At 36.8% G+C, this 18,267-nt stretch carries 13 protein-coding genes and 1 pseudogene; 4 read left to right on the top strand and 10 right to left on the bottom strand.

Annotated elements, in window-relative coordinates; translation table 11 throughout:
* Positions 1 to 29 precede the first annotated feature (29 nt).
* From GCQ56_RS20740 to GCQ56_RS04760, 4 genes and pseudogenes are all read right to left on the bottom strand, one after another.
* Positions 30 to 1,253, bottom strand: a pseudogene (locus tag GCQ56_RS20740) (malic enzyme-like NAD(P)-binding protein); the annotation flags it as partial.
* Positions 1,254 to 1,909: 656 nt separating this feature from the next.
* Positions 1,910 to 3,268 carry a S41 family peptidase gene (locus GCQ56_RS04770; protein ID WP_152733225.1) on the bottom strand — a complete coding sequence of 453 codons (1,359 nt, stop codon included), beginning with the start codon at positions 3,266 to 3,268 and terminating at the stop codon, positions 1,910 to 1,912.
* A 115-nt stretch (positions 3,269 to 3,383) separates the two neighbouring features.
* Positions 3,384 to 4,055: a peptidoglycan DD-metalloendopeptidase family protein gene (locus GCQ56_RS04765; protein ID WP_152733224.1), complete on the bottom strand. Its 672-nt coding sequence runs from the start codon at positions 4,053 to 4,055 to the stop codon at positions 3,384 to 3,386.
* Positions 4,056 to 4,276: 221 nt separating this feature from the next.
* A complete protein-coding gene (locus GCQ56_RS04760) occupies positions 4,277 to 5,407 on the bottom strand; it encodes an amidohydrolase (protein ID WP_152733223.1) in 1,131 nt (376 codons plus the stop codon).
* A 670-nt stretch (positions 5,408 to 6,077) separates the two neighbouring features.
* Between GCQ56_RS04760 and GCQ56_RS04755 the strand changes: the two genes are divergently transcribed.
* Positions 6,078 to 6,467, top strand: coding sequence for an endonuclease domain-containing protein (locus GCQ56_RS04755; RefSeq protein ID WP_152733222.1), 390 nt, complete (start codon positions 6,078 to 6,080; stop codon positions 6,465 to 6,467).
* 217 nt (positions 6,468 to 6,684) lie between these two features.
* Here the strand turns inward: GCQ56_RS04755 and yidC are convergent, their stop codons facing one another.
* From yidC to GCQ56_RS04735, 4 genes are all read right to left on the bottom strand, one after another.
* Positions 6,685 to 8,544 carry a membrane protein insertase YidC gene (yidC, locus tag GCQ56_RS04750; RefSeq protein ID WP_152733221.1) on the bottom strand — a complete coding sequence of 620 codons (1,860 nt, stop codon included), beginning with the start codon at positions 8,542 to 8,544 and terminating at the stop codon, positions 6,685 to 6,687.
* 40 nt (positions 8,545 to 8,584) lie between these two features.
* The gene (locus GCQ56_RS04745; RefSeq protein WP_370452664.1) at positions 8,585 to 10,189 is read right to left on the bottom strand and encodes a CTP synthase; all 1,605 of its coding nucleotides are present in this window, start codon (positions 10,187 to 10,189) and stop codon (positions 8,585 to 8,587) included.
* Between the two features lie 199 nt (positions 10,190 to 10,388).
* A complete protein-coding gene (locus tag GCQ56_RS04740; RefSeq protein WP_152733220.1) occupies positions 10,389 to 12,356 on the bottom strand; it encodes a DUF349 domain-containing protein in 1,968 nt (655 codons plus the stop codon).
* Between the two features lie 274 nt (positions 12,357 to 12,630).
* The gene (locus GCQ56_RS04735; protein WP_152733219.1) at positions 12,631 to 13,068 is read right to left on the bottom strand and encodes an Hsp20/alpha crystallin family protein; all 438 of its coding nucleotides are present in this window, start codon (positions 13,066 to 13,068) and stop codon (positions 12,631 to 12,633) included.
* 268 nt (positions 13,069 to 13,336) lie between these two features.
* Here GCQ56_RS04735 and trmD point away from each other — a divergent pair, with 268 nt between their 5' ends.
* Positions 13,337 to 14,014 (top strand): tRNA (guanosine(37)-N1)-methyltransferase TrmD, encoded by a 678-nt coding sequence (trmD, locus tag GCQ56_RS04730; RefSeq protein WP_152733218.1) that lies wholly within the window; start codon positions 13,337 to 13,339, stop codon positions 14,012 to 14,014.
* A 55-nt stretch (positions 14,015 to 14,069) separates the two neighbouring features.
* On the opposite strand, the gene rbr is transcribed toward trmD, so the two are convergent.
* Positions 14,070 to 14,648: a rubrerythrin gene (gene rbr, locus GCQ56_RS04725; RefSeq protein WP_152733217.1), complete on the bottom strand. Its 579-nt coding sequence runs from the start codon at positions 14,646 to 14,648 to the stop codon at positions 14,070 to 14,072.
* 461 nt (positions 14,649 to 15,109) lie between these two features.
* On the opposite strand from rbr, the gene GCQ56_RS04720 reads away from it, so the two are divergent.
* Positions 15,110 to 15,853, top strand: a complete 744-nt coding sequence (locus GCQ56_RS04720; RefSeq protein WP_152733216.1) for a hypothetical protein — start codon at positions 15,110 to 15,112, stop codon at positions 15,851 to 15,853.
* A 99-nt stretch (positions 15,854 to 15,952) separates the two neighbouring features.
* Here GCQ56_RS04720 and GCQ56_RS04715 read toward each other — a convergent pair whose 3' ends face one another.
* Positions 15,953 to 16,588, bottom strand: a complete 636-nt coding sequence (locus GCQ56_RS04715) for a 7-carboxy-7-deazaguanine synthase QueE (protein ID WP_152733215.1) — start codon at positions 16,586 to 16,588, stop codon at positions 15,953 to 15,955.
* Positions 16,589 to 16,817: 229 nt separating this feature from the next.
* Between GCQ56_RS04715 and GCQ56_RS04710 the strand changes: the two genes are divergently transcribed.
* Positions 16,818 to 18,260, top strand: coding sequence for a bifunctional UDP-sugar hydrolase/5'-nucleotidase (locus GCQ56_RS04710; protein ID WP_152733214.1), 1,443 nt, complete (start codon positions 16,818 to 16,820; stop codon positions 18,258 to 18,260).
* Positions 18,261 to 18,267 lie beyond the last annotated feature (7 nt).

Raw genomic sequence — 18,267 nt, 5'->3', positions numbered from 1 at the left:
AACTCATTTTTGTACTTCTCCCAATCGTGAATTGGCTCTTGTGCAATACCTGAATCCATGGCAGCTTTCGCCACAGCTGGTGCAACAACAGTTAACAAACGTGGATCCAATGGTTTCGGAATGATGTAATCCTTACCATAGGTCAAATTCATTTCGTGATAGGCTGTGTTCACAATATCTGGCACATCTTCTTTAGCCAATTCAGCCAGTGCTTTTACCGCAGCAATCTTCATGTCTTCGTTAATTCCAGTTGCCTTTACATCCAGAGCTCCACGGAAAATAAATGGAAATCCTAACACATTGTTCACCTGATTTGGATGATCCGATCGACCGGTTGCCATAATCAAATCCTTACGGGTTTTCATGGCCAATTCGTAAGCAATTTCTGGATTTGGATTGGCCATAGCGAAAACAATTGGATTTGGCGCCATGGTCTTTATCATCTCAGGACTCAATAAATCGGCCACCGATAAACCCAGAAACATATCTGCTCCCTTCATTGCTTCTTCCAGAGTTTCTGCTTTATCATTTGTGGCAAACTCTTTTTTAACGCCACTCAAATTAGGTCTCGATTTGTGAATTACTCCCTTACTATCGAGCATAACGATATTCTTTTTCTTGATGCCCAAAGAAATGTACAAACGAGTACAAGCCACTGCCGATGCTCCTGCACCACTCACCACCAACTTGATATCGCCCAGCTTCTTCTTCTGTATCTCAGCAGCATTCAGCAATCCTGCAGCCGATATAATTGCGGTTCCGTGCTGATCGTCGTGCATGATAGGAATATTCAACTCTTTTTTCAATCGGTCTTCGATAGCGAAACACTCTGGTGCTTTAATATCTTCGAGATTGATTCCACCAAAGGTTGGCGCAATTCCCTTAACTATTTTTACAAATTCATCTACATCTTTGCTGTCTACCTCAATATCGAATACATCGATATCTGCAAATATTTTAAACAGCAAACCTTTTCCTTCCATTACCGGCTTACCTGCTTCGGCACCGATATCGCCTAAGCCCAAAACAGCTGTACCATTCGAAATTACTGCCACCAGATTTCCTTTGGCGGTATACTTGTACACATCTTTAGGGTTTGCCTCAATCTCGAGACAAGGCTCTGCCACCCCTGGCGAATAGGCAAGCGACAAATCTAATTGTGTGGAATGTGGTTTGGTTGGGATCACCTCAATTTTCCCGGGTCGATTGCCTTCGTGATATCGAAGAGCATCCTCTTTGGTAAATTTAGCCATGGCTAATGTTTTGGAATGGAATTGTTTTTTGCTTTTGAGAATGTGTGCATAAGAAGTTTTGCACATGGAGAGGACTGATAGGCGAAGCTATGTTGAGTGTATCGTAAAACGGTTCAACTTCACAGTCCTGCTTGGGTAAGTTTTACTCTATTAAAATTCCGACATTATTGGCTGAATGGAAAGAGGTAAAAGAATGTTGTTCAGCATGATTTTGAATAAATAGCTCACCCATTTTTAAATATACCTCACCCTAGCCCTCTCCTTAAAGGAGAGGGAACCAGAACTGCTAATTTTTGTGGAATACTCCCTTTCTCCTCGAGGAGAAGGGGTCGAGGGATGAGGTGTTAAAGCACAAAAAACCACCAGAATTATTAACTATCTGGCGGCATATTTTGTTCTAAGATTTCTTATTTATTTGAATCTCACAATTCAAACTAAGCTAACCCTAACCCTCTCCTTAAAGGAGAGGGAACCGGAACTGCTAATTTTTTGGAATACTCCCCTTCTCCTCGAGGAGAAGGGGTCGGGGGATGAGGTGTTAAAGCACAAAAAACCGCCAGAATTATTAACTATCTGGCGGTATATATTGTTCTAAGGTTTTTTATTGATAGTCGTAAACATGCCAAGCATCTCAAAGATGCTAGGCATGTCCTAAACTATAGAATACCTCTAAATTCAAAGTCTTTGAGTAGAACATCCGGTTCAACTCCTTTATCCAAATTACTGCCTCCAAATTGAATAAATTCCTTTGGAGAAACGTATATCATTAACTTGGTATTTGGCAATTCGTAGGATAAAAAATCACCATAGTAACGGATGTGCTCACCTGTTGCCTTATTGCCAATAATGCTTCCCAATTGATTTTCTTTTACTACACCCGCAAAAGTAGCTGCAGCGCTGTTTGAGCGTTCATTAATTACTACAAATACATCACCCGTGAATGCAGATTCTTTGACTGTTGGTTCATGAATGAAGGTTTCACTGTTTAAATATACCAGAGTATCGTTTGGCAAATTAGCTATAAGAGCATAAGATTCTGCACGCTTTTGCTGGTAGTTGGCTTTCAGCTCTTCACTCACTTTCACGCCAATGCTTTTATATTGCGAGTAAGATTTATCGGTCAGATAATTCAGTAAACTATCCACTCCACGGCTTCTGCCACCCGGATTGTTGCGAACATCAATAATCAATTGCTTAGAACCTTTGGCTTTGATCTCTTCGAATGCTCCCTTTAAAAAAGCATTGTACTTCTCACCACCATAAAAGGAGGCTATTTTTAGCTTTGCCAGTTTGTTGTTATCCGAAAAATCCAACTGATAAAATTCCGGTCTTTGCTGACTGGCGAACTTCTTCTTCAATTCGAAATAGGTAGCGTTGTTTACCGCAGCTATCTTAACAAGAGAATCAACATCTGATACTTGTAACTGATAGTTTTGCACTTCTCCATACAAAGCCCAAAAGCACATGGCAAACAACTTCTCTACCGATTGATCACTGCACTCACGCTCACGCACACCAGCAATACTTCGTATATCGACTATAATTTGCTCAGAACTAATGCCATTGATAGCCAAGACTTGTTTCCCGGCAATAGCAAGAGTTCTGTCTTCTCCAAAATATTCGTTTACATACAGTTTATGCCCCTTAATTGTAATGGAGAAAGGCATGCTAACTCCTCCTCCACCAATCATGTACTTTTTTCTTTCGCTGTAAGGAAAAGATACCCCGGTATGAGTATCCTCCAATTCTCCTACCAATGTAGACAGCTGCACATAAAACTGGTTTATCGACAGGCTATCCAGCAATTGCTTATCCAATAAATCATACTTCACTCGCCATTTTTCTGCAAACACCTCATCTAAAAACAGAGGATGCATGTTCCCTACTTTCTCCTGCACAAAAGATAAATCTTCTAACAACTCTGCTTTCTGAAAGTATGTGGGGTTATACTCTTGTACTTTTGTGGATTGGAATAAGAAGAACGTGAGAAGTGTAGTAATAGTTATTAATTTCATTGATTACATAAATTAATTCGAATAAATATAAAGCACGACATGCAAATTTTCACTAGTTAGATACTTGACAAGATGAAAACTATCGCGAAAATTCTATATCAAATTGTGTTTCCTATCAAATCTTTAAAATGAGATTGGGATTCGGACTGGTTTTCAAATAGTTATCCCGGTCAGCTAGATTCGATACTCCAGGGAAATCGCCCTGATGACCATTCATATCGGCAATGATCTGTAAATGCAGGTGTGTTGGCCAGTTGCCATTCTCGTTCTCCTTGCCCAATTCGGCAAATACTTCGCCCTGAGGAATCATTTGCCCTACACTTTTCCCTTCGAGGGATTGAACCGATAGGTGTCCGTAAAGGGTATAGAAAGTCGTATGGTTTATGCAGTGCTCCAATATAAGGGTTGGACCATAATCACCAAAGGTATCATTGTTTTTAAAGCTGTGAATCTTGCCCTCGATTGGAGCAGCAATTTTTGTATGAGCCGCCAACCAGACATCGGTTCCCAAATGAATGCTTCGTGCATCTTCCCCCTCTCCAAAGTGTGCACTTTTTCGATAAATGAGTCTATCCTCGTTGTATCCACCTACGGCGTATTTAGCTCCAACCTTATGCAAGCCTTCGGAAATGTAATTCTGTAATCCTTCAACCGAAGTAAGATCGATACTATAGAGTTCCTGATTATCGACGGATAGATCCAAAACAAAATGTTTTTCTTCGTTTAAGTTGAATGGGAAAATATCTGTAAAGAGATGTTGATTGTTTTTTAGTACTTGTGATAGCATATTATTGTTGTTTATTGACCTAAGTTCAATTAAAAATTTAGTATTTATTATTAACTACGTGCAAATAAATGGCGTTTATAATAGCTGAAAGTTACTAGTTAAAAGCCTCAAGAGGAAAACTTGCAGCTTGTGTCTTGTAACTTGAAACTATTTCGAGTCAGATAAGAGATTTAAAAATATAAGGCACAAGAGATTAGATAATATAAAAAATTCAACTTAGATTATTTTCCATTTATTTTTTGATAGAGACCGGTAAAAATGCACAGTCCTGTTTCGATGATCTCATCTGGAAAATCGTAATCGGGATGATGCAAGGCAGGCTGATGGAGCCCAGCGCCTAAACCAAAGAAACCTGTCGCGTATTTCTCCGAAAAATAGCCAAAATCCTCAGACCATTTAAAGGGTTTCTCGAGATATTTAAAATTGAGCTTGTTTTGCTGGGCGATCATTTGTATCATATCAACACAAGTATCGTTATTTACTGTTGCTGGAAATTCTTCGTGATAGTTTATGCTACATTCCAGTCCTTCTTCATTAGCTATTCGTTGTACAATTTCCTCTGATTTACTAGTTAGTAAGTGCATATCATGATTCTCGAATGCTCGCAGGGTTATGCCCATTTCACCACTACCCGCCGATGTTCCGAAAGATACCTCTCCCATTCGGATGTAAATAAAGGTAAGCAAGCTGAGATCCTTGAATAGTTTCTTATCGTTGAGTAAATCGTTTAGTTCACGACTTATTTTTGAGATGGCAATTGCCGGATTTGTGCCATTTTCGGGCTCGGCTGCATGCGAGGTTTTTCCCATTAACTTTATTGTCATTCCTTTTGATGCTGCCGAAAAGCTTCCGCGTCGCAACAGAATGGTATTCGCCTCTTCTCCCGGTACATTATGTAGTGCAAACAGATAATCGGGCTGTAGGGCAGCAAACTTTGGATGATTCAGCACATCTCTTGCTCCTTGCTCTACCTCTTCGGCTGGTTGAAAAAGCAATACCACTCTCCCTTTTTGCGGTGGATGATTTGCAATTTCCTGTGCCAGTCCAGCCAGTATTGCCATGTGTCCATCGTGTCCGCAAGCATGAGCAATTCCAGGATAATTAGAAACATACTTCACCCCCGATTTTTCGCTTATTGGCAATGCATCCAACTCGGCACGAAAGACCGTTGTTTTGCCTTCTTCTACTCCATTAAATACAAATGCTCTACCTGTCTCTCCCAATTCTATTACCTCATCGGGTTGGTACTTCTGTATAAAATCGACAATGGTTTGGGCAGTGTTGTATTCCCTATTCGAAATTTCGGGTTGGGAATGCAGTTGGTGGCGAAGAGCAATGAGTTTTGGGTTCATTTTTTAAAGAATATGGGTTGATAAAATAGCTTTAAAAAGTAGATACAAGATAGTGATAAGTTGAATGAAGAAATGAAAATTAATTGAAAAATTGAATAGTATAAACACCCCTCTCCCTTTCGGGATCTCCCCTGGGAAGGGAGAATTCCTTGAGAATATATCCTACTTTCCGTCGTGAATATCATTAACATTCCAAACTAGATCGGCATGCACGACGAGTTTTAAACTACCACTAAAACCCGGGGTGACATTCACTTCGTTCATTTTACCCAGGGTTACCAATATTAAGCTCCTATGGAGCAAAATAACGTACTACCTTTATAACGAAATGTTTCCTTTTAGGGAAACTGTCGACAGACTAAAGGGTGAAACAATAAGAGTTCTAAATTTAAAGCACCCCTCTCTCTTTCGGGATATCCCCTGGGAAGGGATAATTCCTTGAGAATATATCCTAATTTCCGTCGTGAATCTCATTAACATTCCAAAATGCTTAATTCACTTTTAAAAACCTCACCCTAGCCCTCTCCTGAAGGAGAGGGAATGGACACCAATTTTACTTTAGCAGAATGCTCCCCTTCTCCTCGAGGAGAAGCGGTAAGGGAATGAGGTTATTAAAATTGCACTTAAACAATTTATTCAATAAATTACATAATCAATAATATTCCACGGTATGGTTGACTACAAAGAGTGTCTCTTTTATGATGCGACTCCTGAAATACACAAAAGAGCCAAAGAGCTTCGTAAAACAATGACAGAATCAGAAATGATTTTCTGGGAAATCATTCGCAATAGAAGAATCAAAGGTTTAAAATTCAGAAGACAACATCCGATTAGTAATTTTATAGCCGACTTTTATTGTCATGAGTTAAAACTAGTTATTGAGATAGATGGAGAAATTCACAACACTGAAGACAATAAAGAATATGATGAAGGAAGGACAGCTGAACTTGGCTATATGGGCATAACTGTAGTTCGATTTACAAATGATGAAATCCATCATTCTCCTGAATTAGTAATTCGTAAATTGAAGGAAAAAATCGTGAATATCACCTCACCCTAATATTATCAATTACTAAAAGGGTTTAAGGAACGCGATTCATAAAAAAACAATGCTTCACATACCTCACCCTAACCCTCTCCTTAAGGAGAGGGAACACTCAACAATTTTACTATTGTGGTATACTCCCCTTCTCCTCAAGGAGAAGGGGTTGGGGGTTGAGGTAAACAAAAAAAGCCCCACAAAAATGTGGAGCTTTATATATAGAAACTAATTGATCTTATTTTTTAGGAGGCTTATAACCTTTTTGCTTCGCAGCTTCCTCTAATCTCTTTTGGAAGTTAGATTTCTTTTTAGCTGGTTTCTTCTTGTTAGCCTCTAACATAGCCAAAACTTTATCATCGTCAACCAAGTACTTACGAATTGCCCAAGTTTGAACAACAGTAAATAAGGTTGCAATAAAGTAGTAGTATGAAAGACCTGATGCATAGCTATTGAACCAGAAAAGGAACATTACTGGCATTAAGTACATCATGGTTTGCATACCAGGCATTTGCTGCGATGATTGCATTTGACCATTCATACGAGTGTAAATCAAGTTGGTAATTGCCATTAACAAACAGAACAAACTGATGTGATCTCCATACATTGGAATATGAAATCCTAAATCAACAATTGAATCGTATGATGATAAATCCTCAGCCCACAAGAAACTTTTCTGACGTAGCTCGATTGACGATGGGAAGAATCGGAACAATGCAATAAGGAATGGGAACTGTACCAACATTGGCAAACATCCACCCATAGGATTCACACCTGCCTTTTTGTACAATGCCATAGTTGCCTGCTGGCGCTCCATTGCTTTGTCTTTCGGAATCTTTTCGTTAATCGCATCAATTTCTGGTTTCAACACCTTCATCTTCGCAGTCGACATGTACGACTTGTAAGTTAAAGGAGCCAAAATCAATTTAATAATAATGGTCAAAATCAAAATGATGATACCATAGTTAGAGATAAATCCTTCTAAGAAGTTAAAGATTGGAATAACAAAATATCTGTTAACCCATCCGAAAATCATCCATCCTAAATCAACCAATTTGTGCAATTCGATATCCACGCCATCATAATCTTTACCGTATTCACGTAAAGTTTTGAATTTGTTAGGACCGAAATAGAAATTCATTGGGTAGTTCTCTAATTGAGACCCCTGATATGGCAATGATATAGCAGCTGAAAAGTTCTTTAGGATAGGAGAAGTTTCCTCCATATCTGTCGATTTCAACTCAATTCCTTTAAAAGAATCATCAGCAATTAATACAGAAGAGAAAAACTGTTGCTTAAAACCAATCCATTTCACCTTAGTACTAATAGGTTCTTCATCTTCACCTGATGCAGATAGACTCTCGATATCATCACCCAAGAATTTGTAATAAAGAGCAGTATACTGATTTTCGAACTTACGACCTTTTTCCTGACTAGGAATATCAGCAGCCCAATTGAAAGTTAAATCTCTTTGAATTACATTTTGCATTCCTACTACATTGATATCAAAACCAACTTTATACGAATCTGGCTCCAGAGTATATCGGTACTCAATATATTTCCCCTGACCTGCTAGCAAACGCATACTTACGACTTGTTTAGCTGTAGTTGCGTCAACCGTTTTTACTGCATTAACTGGAGTAAAGAACAAATCCTGAGAATACATTGCTTTATTATCCGCATAAAATGTCAACCCGAATTTAGAATTCTTTTCACCCCAAAGCATTAGCTTCTCGGCATCGTGAGTTTGGTACTCTTTCAACTCAACATTACTAACTCTACCACCGAGTGTATTGATGCTTAATTTCACCAACTTATTCTCAAGAGTAATAACTTCTTCTTTCTGTTGAACAGCTCCAGCAAAAGCACCGTAAGCTTTCTTAAGTGCTACAGTATCTGATTTTTGTTCTTCATACTGCTTTTTTAATCCTTCAATTCTTGCAGCTTCAAGTGTCTCATTACGCAAACGCTCAACGCTGGCAATAGAGTCTCTCGTTTTCATGGCTTTGACTTCCTCATCTGAAGGTTTTGTCAGGTAAGTATACCCAATCAAAATCGCTCCGATGATCACCAATCCCCAAATCGAATTTTTATCCATTTCTTTTATTTAATTTCTTTAATCAATTTCTTTTTGTAGACTACTCTGTCATTGCCGCTTTCACGAAATCAACGAACAATGGCTGTGGTTTAATAACGGTACTCTTGTACTCTGGGTGAAATTGCACACCAACAAACCATTTGTGTCCGTCCAATTCTACAACTTCAACCAAACCAGTATCCGGATTCATACCTACTGCTTGCATTCCTGCAGCTTCGAATTGTTCCAAATACTCATTGTTGAACTCGTAGCGGTGACGGTGACGTTCCGAAATTTCTTTTTGCCCGTATGCTTTCAATGCTTTCGACCCTTCTTTCAAAGTACAATCGTAGGCTCCCAAACGCATGGTACCCCCTTTTTCGGTAACATTCTTTTGCTCTTCCATCAGGTTAATAACCGGATGTGGCGTTTTTGGATTCATTTCCAATGAATCTGCATTTTCCAATTTCAGTACGTTTCGAGCATACTCGATAACTGCAACCTGCATACCCAAACAAATTCCCAAGAATGGAATGTTGTTTTCACGAGCGTATTTTACTGCTAATATCTTTCCTTCTAATCCACGGTGTCCAAATCCTGGTGCAACCAAAATACCTTTAAGGTCTTTTAGTTCTTCCTGATAGCTTTTTTCGTTCAGTTTCTCAGAATGAATCCACTGAACTTTCACCTTACACTCATTTACCGATCCTGCATGAATAAATGATTCTGCAATTGACTTGTAAGCATCGTGTAATTCTACATACTTACCTACCAAACCAATTTTCACTTCTGATTTTGGATTTTGCAAGCGAGTTAAGAATTTCGTCCACTCTTTTAATTTTGGTTCCTTCTTCAAATCCAAGCCCAACTTCTCACATACTGTTTGATCAAGCTTTTCTTCTCGCATTTTTAATGGTACCTCATAAATAGTGGATACATCGATAGATTGGATTACCGCTTTTGGCTCAACATTACAGAATAATGCCACCTTACGACGTACATCAGCAGGCAATTCGTGCTCTGTTCTTAACACCAATACTTCCGGCTGAACTCCGGTCTCTAATAATGATTTTACAGAGTGCTGTGTTGGCTTGGTCTTTAACTCACCTGATGCAGCAAGATAAGGAACCAATGTCAGATGAATAACAAGAGCATCGTGTCCTAACTCCCACTTCAACTGACGAACAGCCTCGATATATGGTAATGATTCAATATCACCTACCGTACCACCAATCTCAGTAATTACAACATCAAATTTCTGCTTGGTACCAAGCATTTTAATGTTTCTTTTGATCTCGTCGGTAATGTGAGGAATGATCTGAACGGTTTTCCCTAAGAAATCTCCCTTTCTCTCTTTATTGATAACGTTACGGTAAATTCTACCAGTTGTAACATTATTCGCCTGAGATGTAGGAGCATTAGTAAAACGCTCGTAATGTCCCAAATCCAAATCGGTTTCAGCTCCATCGTCGGTAACGAAACACTCTCCGTGTTCATACGGATTTAATGTTCCTGGATCGACATTCAAATAAGGGTCCAATTTTTGGTTGGTAACTGAATAACCTCTTGCTTGTAGCAATTTTGCCAATGATGATGCAATGATTCCTTTTCCCAATGAGGAGGTTACCCCACCTGTAACGAAGATGTATTTGGTTGTTGACACTATTCTATACGTTTTACTGGATTAATAAAGCTGCAAAAGTAGTCATTTTATAGTTTTTTAAGAAACAATTTCCATGTTTCAGACCATGAATGCATGATTATTTTATTTTGCAAAGACTGAAAATCTTGTCGCTCTACCTATCACAACAAAAAAACATTCCCAATTTCGTGAGAATGTTTTCTTTGTAATTATTCTATTTGATCTAGGAAACCAAACCATCAATCACTTTCAATTTCTGATTCAGGATGTTAAGATTTTGTTTTCCTTTCTCTATTTTCTCTTTTATTTCAGCTACAACACTAGAGTTTGGCGAAGATGAGAAAAAGCCTACATTGTTTTCCCAAAGAGCAATATCGCTTTCCATCTGTCTGATTTTATTTACAATCTTATTGCGTTCGAAAATGATCTTATCTTCAGAATTACTCATACCAAGTAAATTATCAATCTTGGACTTAAATTTCTGAACCTCCATATTCTCACTATCCATGTTCATTTTATCGTACAAGCCATTAACTGCTTTACGGAATGCTTCCTGAACGCGATCCTTTTTCTTATAAGGGACATGACCAATCTGAGACCACTCTTTCTGAAACTGCCTCAACAATTCTAAATTTTCATCATTGTCTTCAGATAATTCACAGGCAGTTACCTTCTCAATCAAAGCTTCCTTTAATTTCAAATTCTCAACCTGTCCTGAATCCGCATTCTCGAAATGCTCTGATTTGTTATTGAAAAATTTATCGCAAGCGGCTCTGAATCTTACCCAAAGATCTTCTGAAACTTTTCTTGGCACAGGACCAATTGTTTTCCACTGTTTCTGAATGGTAATCAGCCTATCGGTTGTTACTTTCCAATCATCACTATCCTGCAAGCTTTCTGCCGTTTTGCAAAGTTCTTGTTTCTTAACCAAATTTTCATTTAACTTTTCTTTCAACACCAAATAGAATTCTCTTTTTCTATCGAAATACAAATCACAAGCTGCACGAAATCTCTGATAAATTCTATTATTGTCTTTCTTTGGTGCAAAACCAATAGTTCTCCATTCTTTTTGCAGATCTATTATCTCTTTGGAAGTAGCATTCCAATCTTTATGCGAATCAATCTTTCGATTGGCAATTTCTTCAGCCTTCTCGCAAAGAACCGCCTTCTTCTCTAAATTAACTTTCTGTTCCGATTTTAAACCTTCATAAAATTCTTGATGCTTTTTATTAATAATGGTTGTCGATTCTTTAAATCGAGCCCATAAATTCTCCTTCTCATCGCGAGGTACAGGCCCAATTTCTCTCCACTGTTCGTGATATTTCTGAAGTGTATTAAAAGCTTTCACTGCTGATGTTTCATTTAATAACTTCTCTGCTTCTTCACACAATCTAATTTTTGAAGTCATATTTTTCTTCAAATCAAGATCACGCAATTCTTTATTAATTTTGATATAATCATAGAAATTTTCTACATGATGATGGTAATTGTCCCACAGATTTTTTAATGCCTGTTGTGGTACCATTCCTGTTTCGTGCCATTTCTTTTGTAGTTCTCTAAATTCATGAAAGGTTTTATCAAAAGCCTCTTTTCTATTCACCAAATCTTTAATATCCTCAATAATCTGGTATTTCTTCTTTAAGTTTTCCTCTTTCTCGTGTTCTAAATTTCGGCTAACTTCTGATTTTTTCTCCTTGTATTTTCTAAACAATTCTTTAACCTGTACTTCAACTTCATCCTTGCCAAAATCGAATTCATCTTCTTTGCCACCATCATCTAAAAATTTCTTTTTAGTCGCGGCAACTTCTTCATTGTGTTTCTTAAAGAAATTCAATTTAATAGAAGCAATTTTTTCTTTCACTCCTTCGAGTGAATCATTCTCTAACAAGAAAATTAATCTGTCTCTTAGTTCCGATTTCTCCATAAGAGTGTAATCCGGTTCCTTTTGTAGGTCAGAGTCTTTCTCTTCATTTTCCACAAGAGCATCTGCTGCAGAATTCACCAAAACTTCCTCCTTTTCAGGCTGATTGATTTCTTCTACTTTTTCAATCTCAGCTTTTGGAGATGATTCTGTACTTTCAATTGATTTTTCTTCTACATTTTTGGTCTCATGAGACTCAGCAGTCTTATCTTTCTCTTCTAAATTTTCATTTAATTCATTCTCATGTGAGGGGTTTGACAGATCTTTCATGCAATTTGAGTTAGATTAGATTTTCGACCGAACGAAAACCCGCGTTAACAATACAGTTTCAAGGAATTCTAAAGGCATCCACTTACGAATTTAACTAATTATGTCCTAATCCTCAAAGATTTTCAGCTTTTTTCTTTTCCCCTAAAATAAAGAGGTTCACGCTTTGCATGAACCTCTTAACTAAAACAAACTAATTAACTAGGCCAAATATTACCGATTATTCGGTTTTTCATCTGCTCATAAGCCTTATTTGGATTAAACCACTTTAAACGAATTATTTAATCTCTATATTTTGAACTGCCTGTTCCTCTTTCTTAATTTTCGGAAGAATTACGTTCAATATTCCATCTTTTACTTCGGCCGAAATATTTTTCTGATTTACCATATCTGAAAGTTTAAAACTGCGTTCCAACTTGCTAAAACCAAATTCCTTTCTAAGGTATTTCTTATCAGTCTTACCCGTTTCTTTCTGTCCCGAAATCTTTATATAACCCTCTTCTACTTTTACGCTGACCTCCTCTTTAGAGAATCCAGGTATCGCCATTTCAATTAAATAGTAATCCTCTTCTTCCATTACATTTGTACCAGGTCGAAAGCTACTCTCTCTTTCTGCTACATTTCTAAAACTATCTTGTGTTTCTCTAAACAATTGATTCATTAACTGATTTGTAAAAAAATCACTTGGTCTTTTCGAATATCTTAAAACTGTCATAACTTAAATCTCCTTTTTAAATTTATTTACTATTCGGTTCCGGATTCCGATCATTATCTAATTATTTTCGATCAACATCTTTCAATGTCTGTGCCGTTTGCTTTTCACTTCACTTTCGTCATCAAAAGATACATCATCAATGCCACATTGTCTATTTTCTTGCGTTTTTCAATGTCATTTTGTCATCATGAACACATTTCTCACTCTCAATTTTAAATTACTTGCAACAGAAGTATGTGATGTATACTTTTACACAAAATTTGAAAAAATGAGAATTGATATATTAACAGTGGTTCCTGAACTATTGGAAAGTCCGTTGAACCATTCCATAATACAAAGAGCAAAAGACAAGGGTGTTGTTGAAATTCACATACACAATATTCGTGATTTCTCGGAAGACAAGCACAATAAAGTAGACGACTACGCATTTAGTGGTGGTGCCGGCATGGTAATGCGTCTGGAGCCTGTTGTTAAAGCTATTGAACACTTAACGGATCAAAGAAAATATGATGAAATCATTTTCACCACTCCCGATGGCGATCAATACGATCAAAAAACAGCAAATACATTGTCTTTAAAAGAAAATATCATGATTCTTTGCGGACACTACAAAGGCATAGATCAACGCATCAGAGATCATTTTATCAGTAAGGAAATCTCAATAGGTGATTTTGTTTTAACTGGTGGAGAGCTTGCTGCTGCGATTATAACCGATAGTGTAGTGCGTTTAATTCCTGGCGCTATGAATGATGAAACTTCAGCCTTAACTGATTCTTTTCAGGATAATTTACTTTCGCCGCCAATCTATACCAGACCTGCAGAATTCAGAGGATGGAAAGTTCCGGACATTCTACTTTCCGGAGATCATAAAAAGATTGAAAAATGGCAAGAAGATCAAGCTTATCAGCGCACAAAAAGATTACGTCCAGACTTGCTGGACGAGTAAAATAAAAAAAGAGCTTCTGAAATCAGAGGCTCTTTTTAATATAGGATGTAAACTACTAGTAGTTCTTCGCTTTTTTCTCAAAATAGGATTGAGGATGCTCACAAGCAGGACACATATTAGGTGCCTTTGTTCCTTCATGAACATATCCGCAATTTCGGCAATACCATTCCTCTTTTTCTTCAGATTCAAATACCTTTTCTGCCTCAAGATTTGCCAAAAGTTTCAGGTATCTTTGCTCGTGCATTTCTTCAACCTTAGAAATTAACTTAAATGCAGAAGCTACTTTTTTGAAACCTTCCTCTGCTGCAATTTTTGCAAACTCTGGATACAATTCGGTGTACTCTTCGTTTTCACCACAAGCTGCAGCTTTTAAATTTTCGGCAGTTGTTCCAATAGAACCAGCTGGAAAAGCAGCTGTAATTTCCACATCACCACCTTCTAAAAACTTAAAAAAACGTTTTGCATGCTGCATTTCCTGCTCTGCAGTTTCCATAAAAATAGCAGCAATTTGCTCATAACCTTCCTTCTTAGCTTGCTTTGCAAAATAAGTATATCTACTTCGAGCTTGAGATTCACCAGCAAATGCCTTTAAAAGATTCTTTTCTGTTTCGGTCCCTTTTAAACTCTTGTCCATAGTTTTTATTTATTGATTTTTAATTTTGTTATACGAAGATCGATATTTTTTCAGGCAACAAATATGATTTCATTAGAAAATATCACAATTTATATTCAATACAAAAAACTACAATCATAAATTAAGTTGCAAAAACTCACCCTGTCTACACTTTAAGCAATAACAATTATTCAAAAAGACATTTTTTAACGCAACACCCCTTCTTTTAAAACCTTTGCGCAAAAAAATATACACTTTTTAGTGAAATGCCCCTGTAAAAATAGTGATTGGATTAAATATTTTAATACTTTTGAAAATAAAACCCCTAAGATGCATGGGTTAAGATAAAAATTAGTTGATTCTTACAAGCTCCTACCCCCTCTTTCGAGGGGGTGGGATTTGTTTTTATCTGAAAAAATTACAAAACCACAATTTTGAGATATAACTATTTACCTTTTTTATTAATCCTAAAATCTATTACTATGTTGAAAGCACGAAAATTTATCACATTGTTAATCGGTATGATAATGCTGATAGGAACATCATCTGCACAGGAAGGCGAACTCTCTTTCGGAGCTGATTTAATGAGCAGATACATCTGGAGAGGGACACAATTTTCAACCGGACCAGTAATTCAACCTGCTGTTGAGTACAGCAAAGGTGGATTTGCAATCGGGGTCTGGGGGTCGTATGCACAAAATGGTGACAAGGATGGAGCCGAAGCAGATATATATGTATCATACACTTTTGCCGATGATTTATTCACAGCAACATTAACCGACTACTTTTTTCCCACAGACGACATAGCAGTAAACAATAGCTATTTTGACTATAAGAAGGAATCCACTGGTCATATTCTTGAAGGAACATTAGCTTTTAATGGAACAGATGGATTCCCTATCAGCATAATGGCAGCAATGAACTTTTTGGGAGCCGATCAAGATGCAAACGGAGATCAGCAGTATTCTTTATATATAGAGCTTGGACATAGCTTCTCGTACAAAAAAGTTGATATTGATTTATTTGCAGGCTTTACACCAATTGATGCTGATGAGGATAAAGGTGAGTCTGGCTTTTATGGTGACACTTCAGGTTTTGTAAATCTAGGTTTTACTGCCTCAAAAGTAGTGAGCATTACTGAAAAATTCTCTCTTCCTCTTTCAGCTTCTGTTGTTGCTAACCCAATGGCAGAAAACTTATTCCTTGTATTTGGAGTTACATTTTAATCGCAATAGTTTATACTTTAGCTTATTAGTTTAGGGCAAAGAAAGGGCATTCAAAAATTTGAATGCCCTTTCTACCATATATGATATTATATCTTTCTCTTATGGAATTCTCATAAACTTATGTGATTGCAATGATATATTCCACTTTGGATTGTTCTTTACATACTCCACAATTGGTTTTACATTGTGCACATATTGACTCCATTCCGACTGTAAATATAGCAAACAATCATCACTAACGTTTTTAGATAACTCCTCCGCCCATTCAAAATCTTTCTCCAAATCATAAATGATCACTTTTAGCTCATTTGCTTTTTTGTAAGAAGATGGCACAGGAAGTTTATTTCGTTTAGGCGATAAACAAATCCAATCCCATTGCCCACTAATTTCGTAAGCTCCAGAAGTTTCCAGAAAATTTTCAATATTATGCTTCTTTAATTCAGTACAAAGGGGTTCCAAATTATACAGTGATGGTTCTCCACCAGTAACAACAACCGATTTAGCTGGCGACTCAACCGCTTTTCTTACTACCTCCTCAACAGAAATTAATCGATGCTCAGATGGATTCCACGATATCTTACTATCGCACCATCTGCAACCGATATCACACCCACCAATACGAATAAAATAGGCTGGTTTTCCCGTATGATATCCCTCGCCCTGTATGGTATAGAAATCCTCAACCAGAGGTAAATCTGTTCCTTTATCAAATATTTCTTTGTACTTATCTTTCAAATCTCTCTTATTTACAGTAATACAATCCGAATATTTTGGTTGTTCAGTAAACGGACTGCAAAATTACACGCTTTTTAAGGATTTCAAAATCAAAGAGCAAGATTATTTAAATTGATTCTACTTCAACAGAAGAAACATGAAACACTTTACAGGACTCTATCGAACGAAATATTAATATTACTCTCAAAAATTAAATACATTTGTCTTTACAATAAATCAAATCACAACTATGAAAAATAATTTATTCTACTTTTTAATTGCCCTGCTCATTTTTGCATCATGTTCAGATAGTAAAGATGAAAAAGCTCCTCCTATTGATGATACTGTAAAAACACTTACAATTTTCTGTGTTAATGATGTACATGCCCAGATAGATAATTTTTCGAAAGTGAAATACATAGTAGATGACCAACGAATTAAAAATGAAGTAATAGTTGTAAGCTCAGGAGATCTGTTTTCGGGAAATCCTACCGTTGACAATCACCCTCAAAAAGGTTATCCATTAATCGATTTGATGAACAAAATAAAATTTGATGTAGCCACTTTAGGAAATCATGAATTTGATTATGGCTTAGAGAATTTGAAGGATAGAATGGAACAATCAAACTTCGACTGGATTTGTGCAAATGTAGATACAGATGGAAGTATATTGCCAGATCCATTAGAATATGTAAGTATTACAAAAGACAATATTAAAGTAACATTTTTAGGCTTGGTTGAGACCAATGGAAAAGAGGATGCAACCATTCCTTCTACACATCCCTGGAGAGTTCAGGATATTTCTTTCAACAGACCGGAAGATATTATTTCTCTTTATTCAAATATAAAAACTGAAGAAGAATCGGATTTATACATCTGCTTAAGCCATTTGGGAGACAATGGAAACGACAACGTACTTGGAGATAATCAAGTTGCGAATAAGTTTCCCTATTTTGATCTAATAATTGGTGGTCATTCTCATGCAAAAGTAAACAGAACAGTCAATGGAATTCCAATATTTCAATCAGGTGGCTATCTTAATTATTTAGGTAAAATTCACTTGACTCTTCAAAATAAAAAAATTACAGATCTTAGTTTTGAATTGATTGATTTGAATAAACAAAGCGAGTTTGATTCTGAGATAAAAGCAATTATTGATGATTACAATGATGAACCTTACCTTACTGATGTAATTGGCTACTCAAATAGATATCACAGTAGAAGTCAGGTTGGATGTTTTTACACTGATGCTTTGCGACTACAATTGAATGTTGATCTTTCCTTTCAGAATTCAGGAGGTGTAAGATCAAGTCTTGATGAAGGAGATATCACCAAACGAGAAATTTATGAAATTTCCCCCTTTAATAATGGAACCATAATCTATGAAATGTCAGTTTTTGATATCAAAAAATTTCTTCGTAATTCTGGTTCAGGATTTTATTATTCAGGAATTCAAATCAGTCAAGCAGATCAAGATGTCATCATCAAAGATCTACAAGGCAATACTCTGCCGGATGATACCATACTTACACTTGGAATGAACGATTACATTGCAGCAGTCCATCATTCTTTTTTCCCTGAAAATGGCGTAAAACAAAGCCAAACAGATGCTGAAAGTATCATTTCATATCTCACCAATATTAACAGCCAAGTAGATTATCCTAAGTCAGATCGCTATTTTAGAATGAAATAAATTTTAA

The organism is Marinifilum sp. N1E240, from assembly GCF_009295825.1.
GTDB lineage: Bacteria > Bacteroidota > Bacteroidia > Bacteroidales > Marinifilaceae > Marinifilum_A > Marinifilum_A sediminis.
The sequence above is the reverse complement of the archived record's forward strand: the minus strand, read 5'-3'. Positions and strand labels throughout refer to the sequence as shown.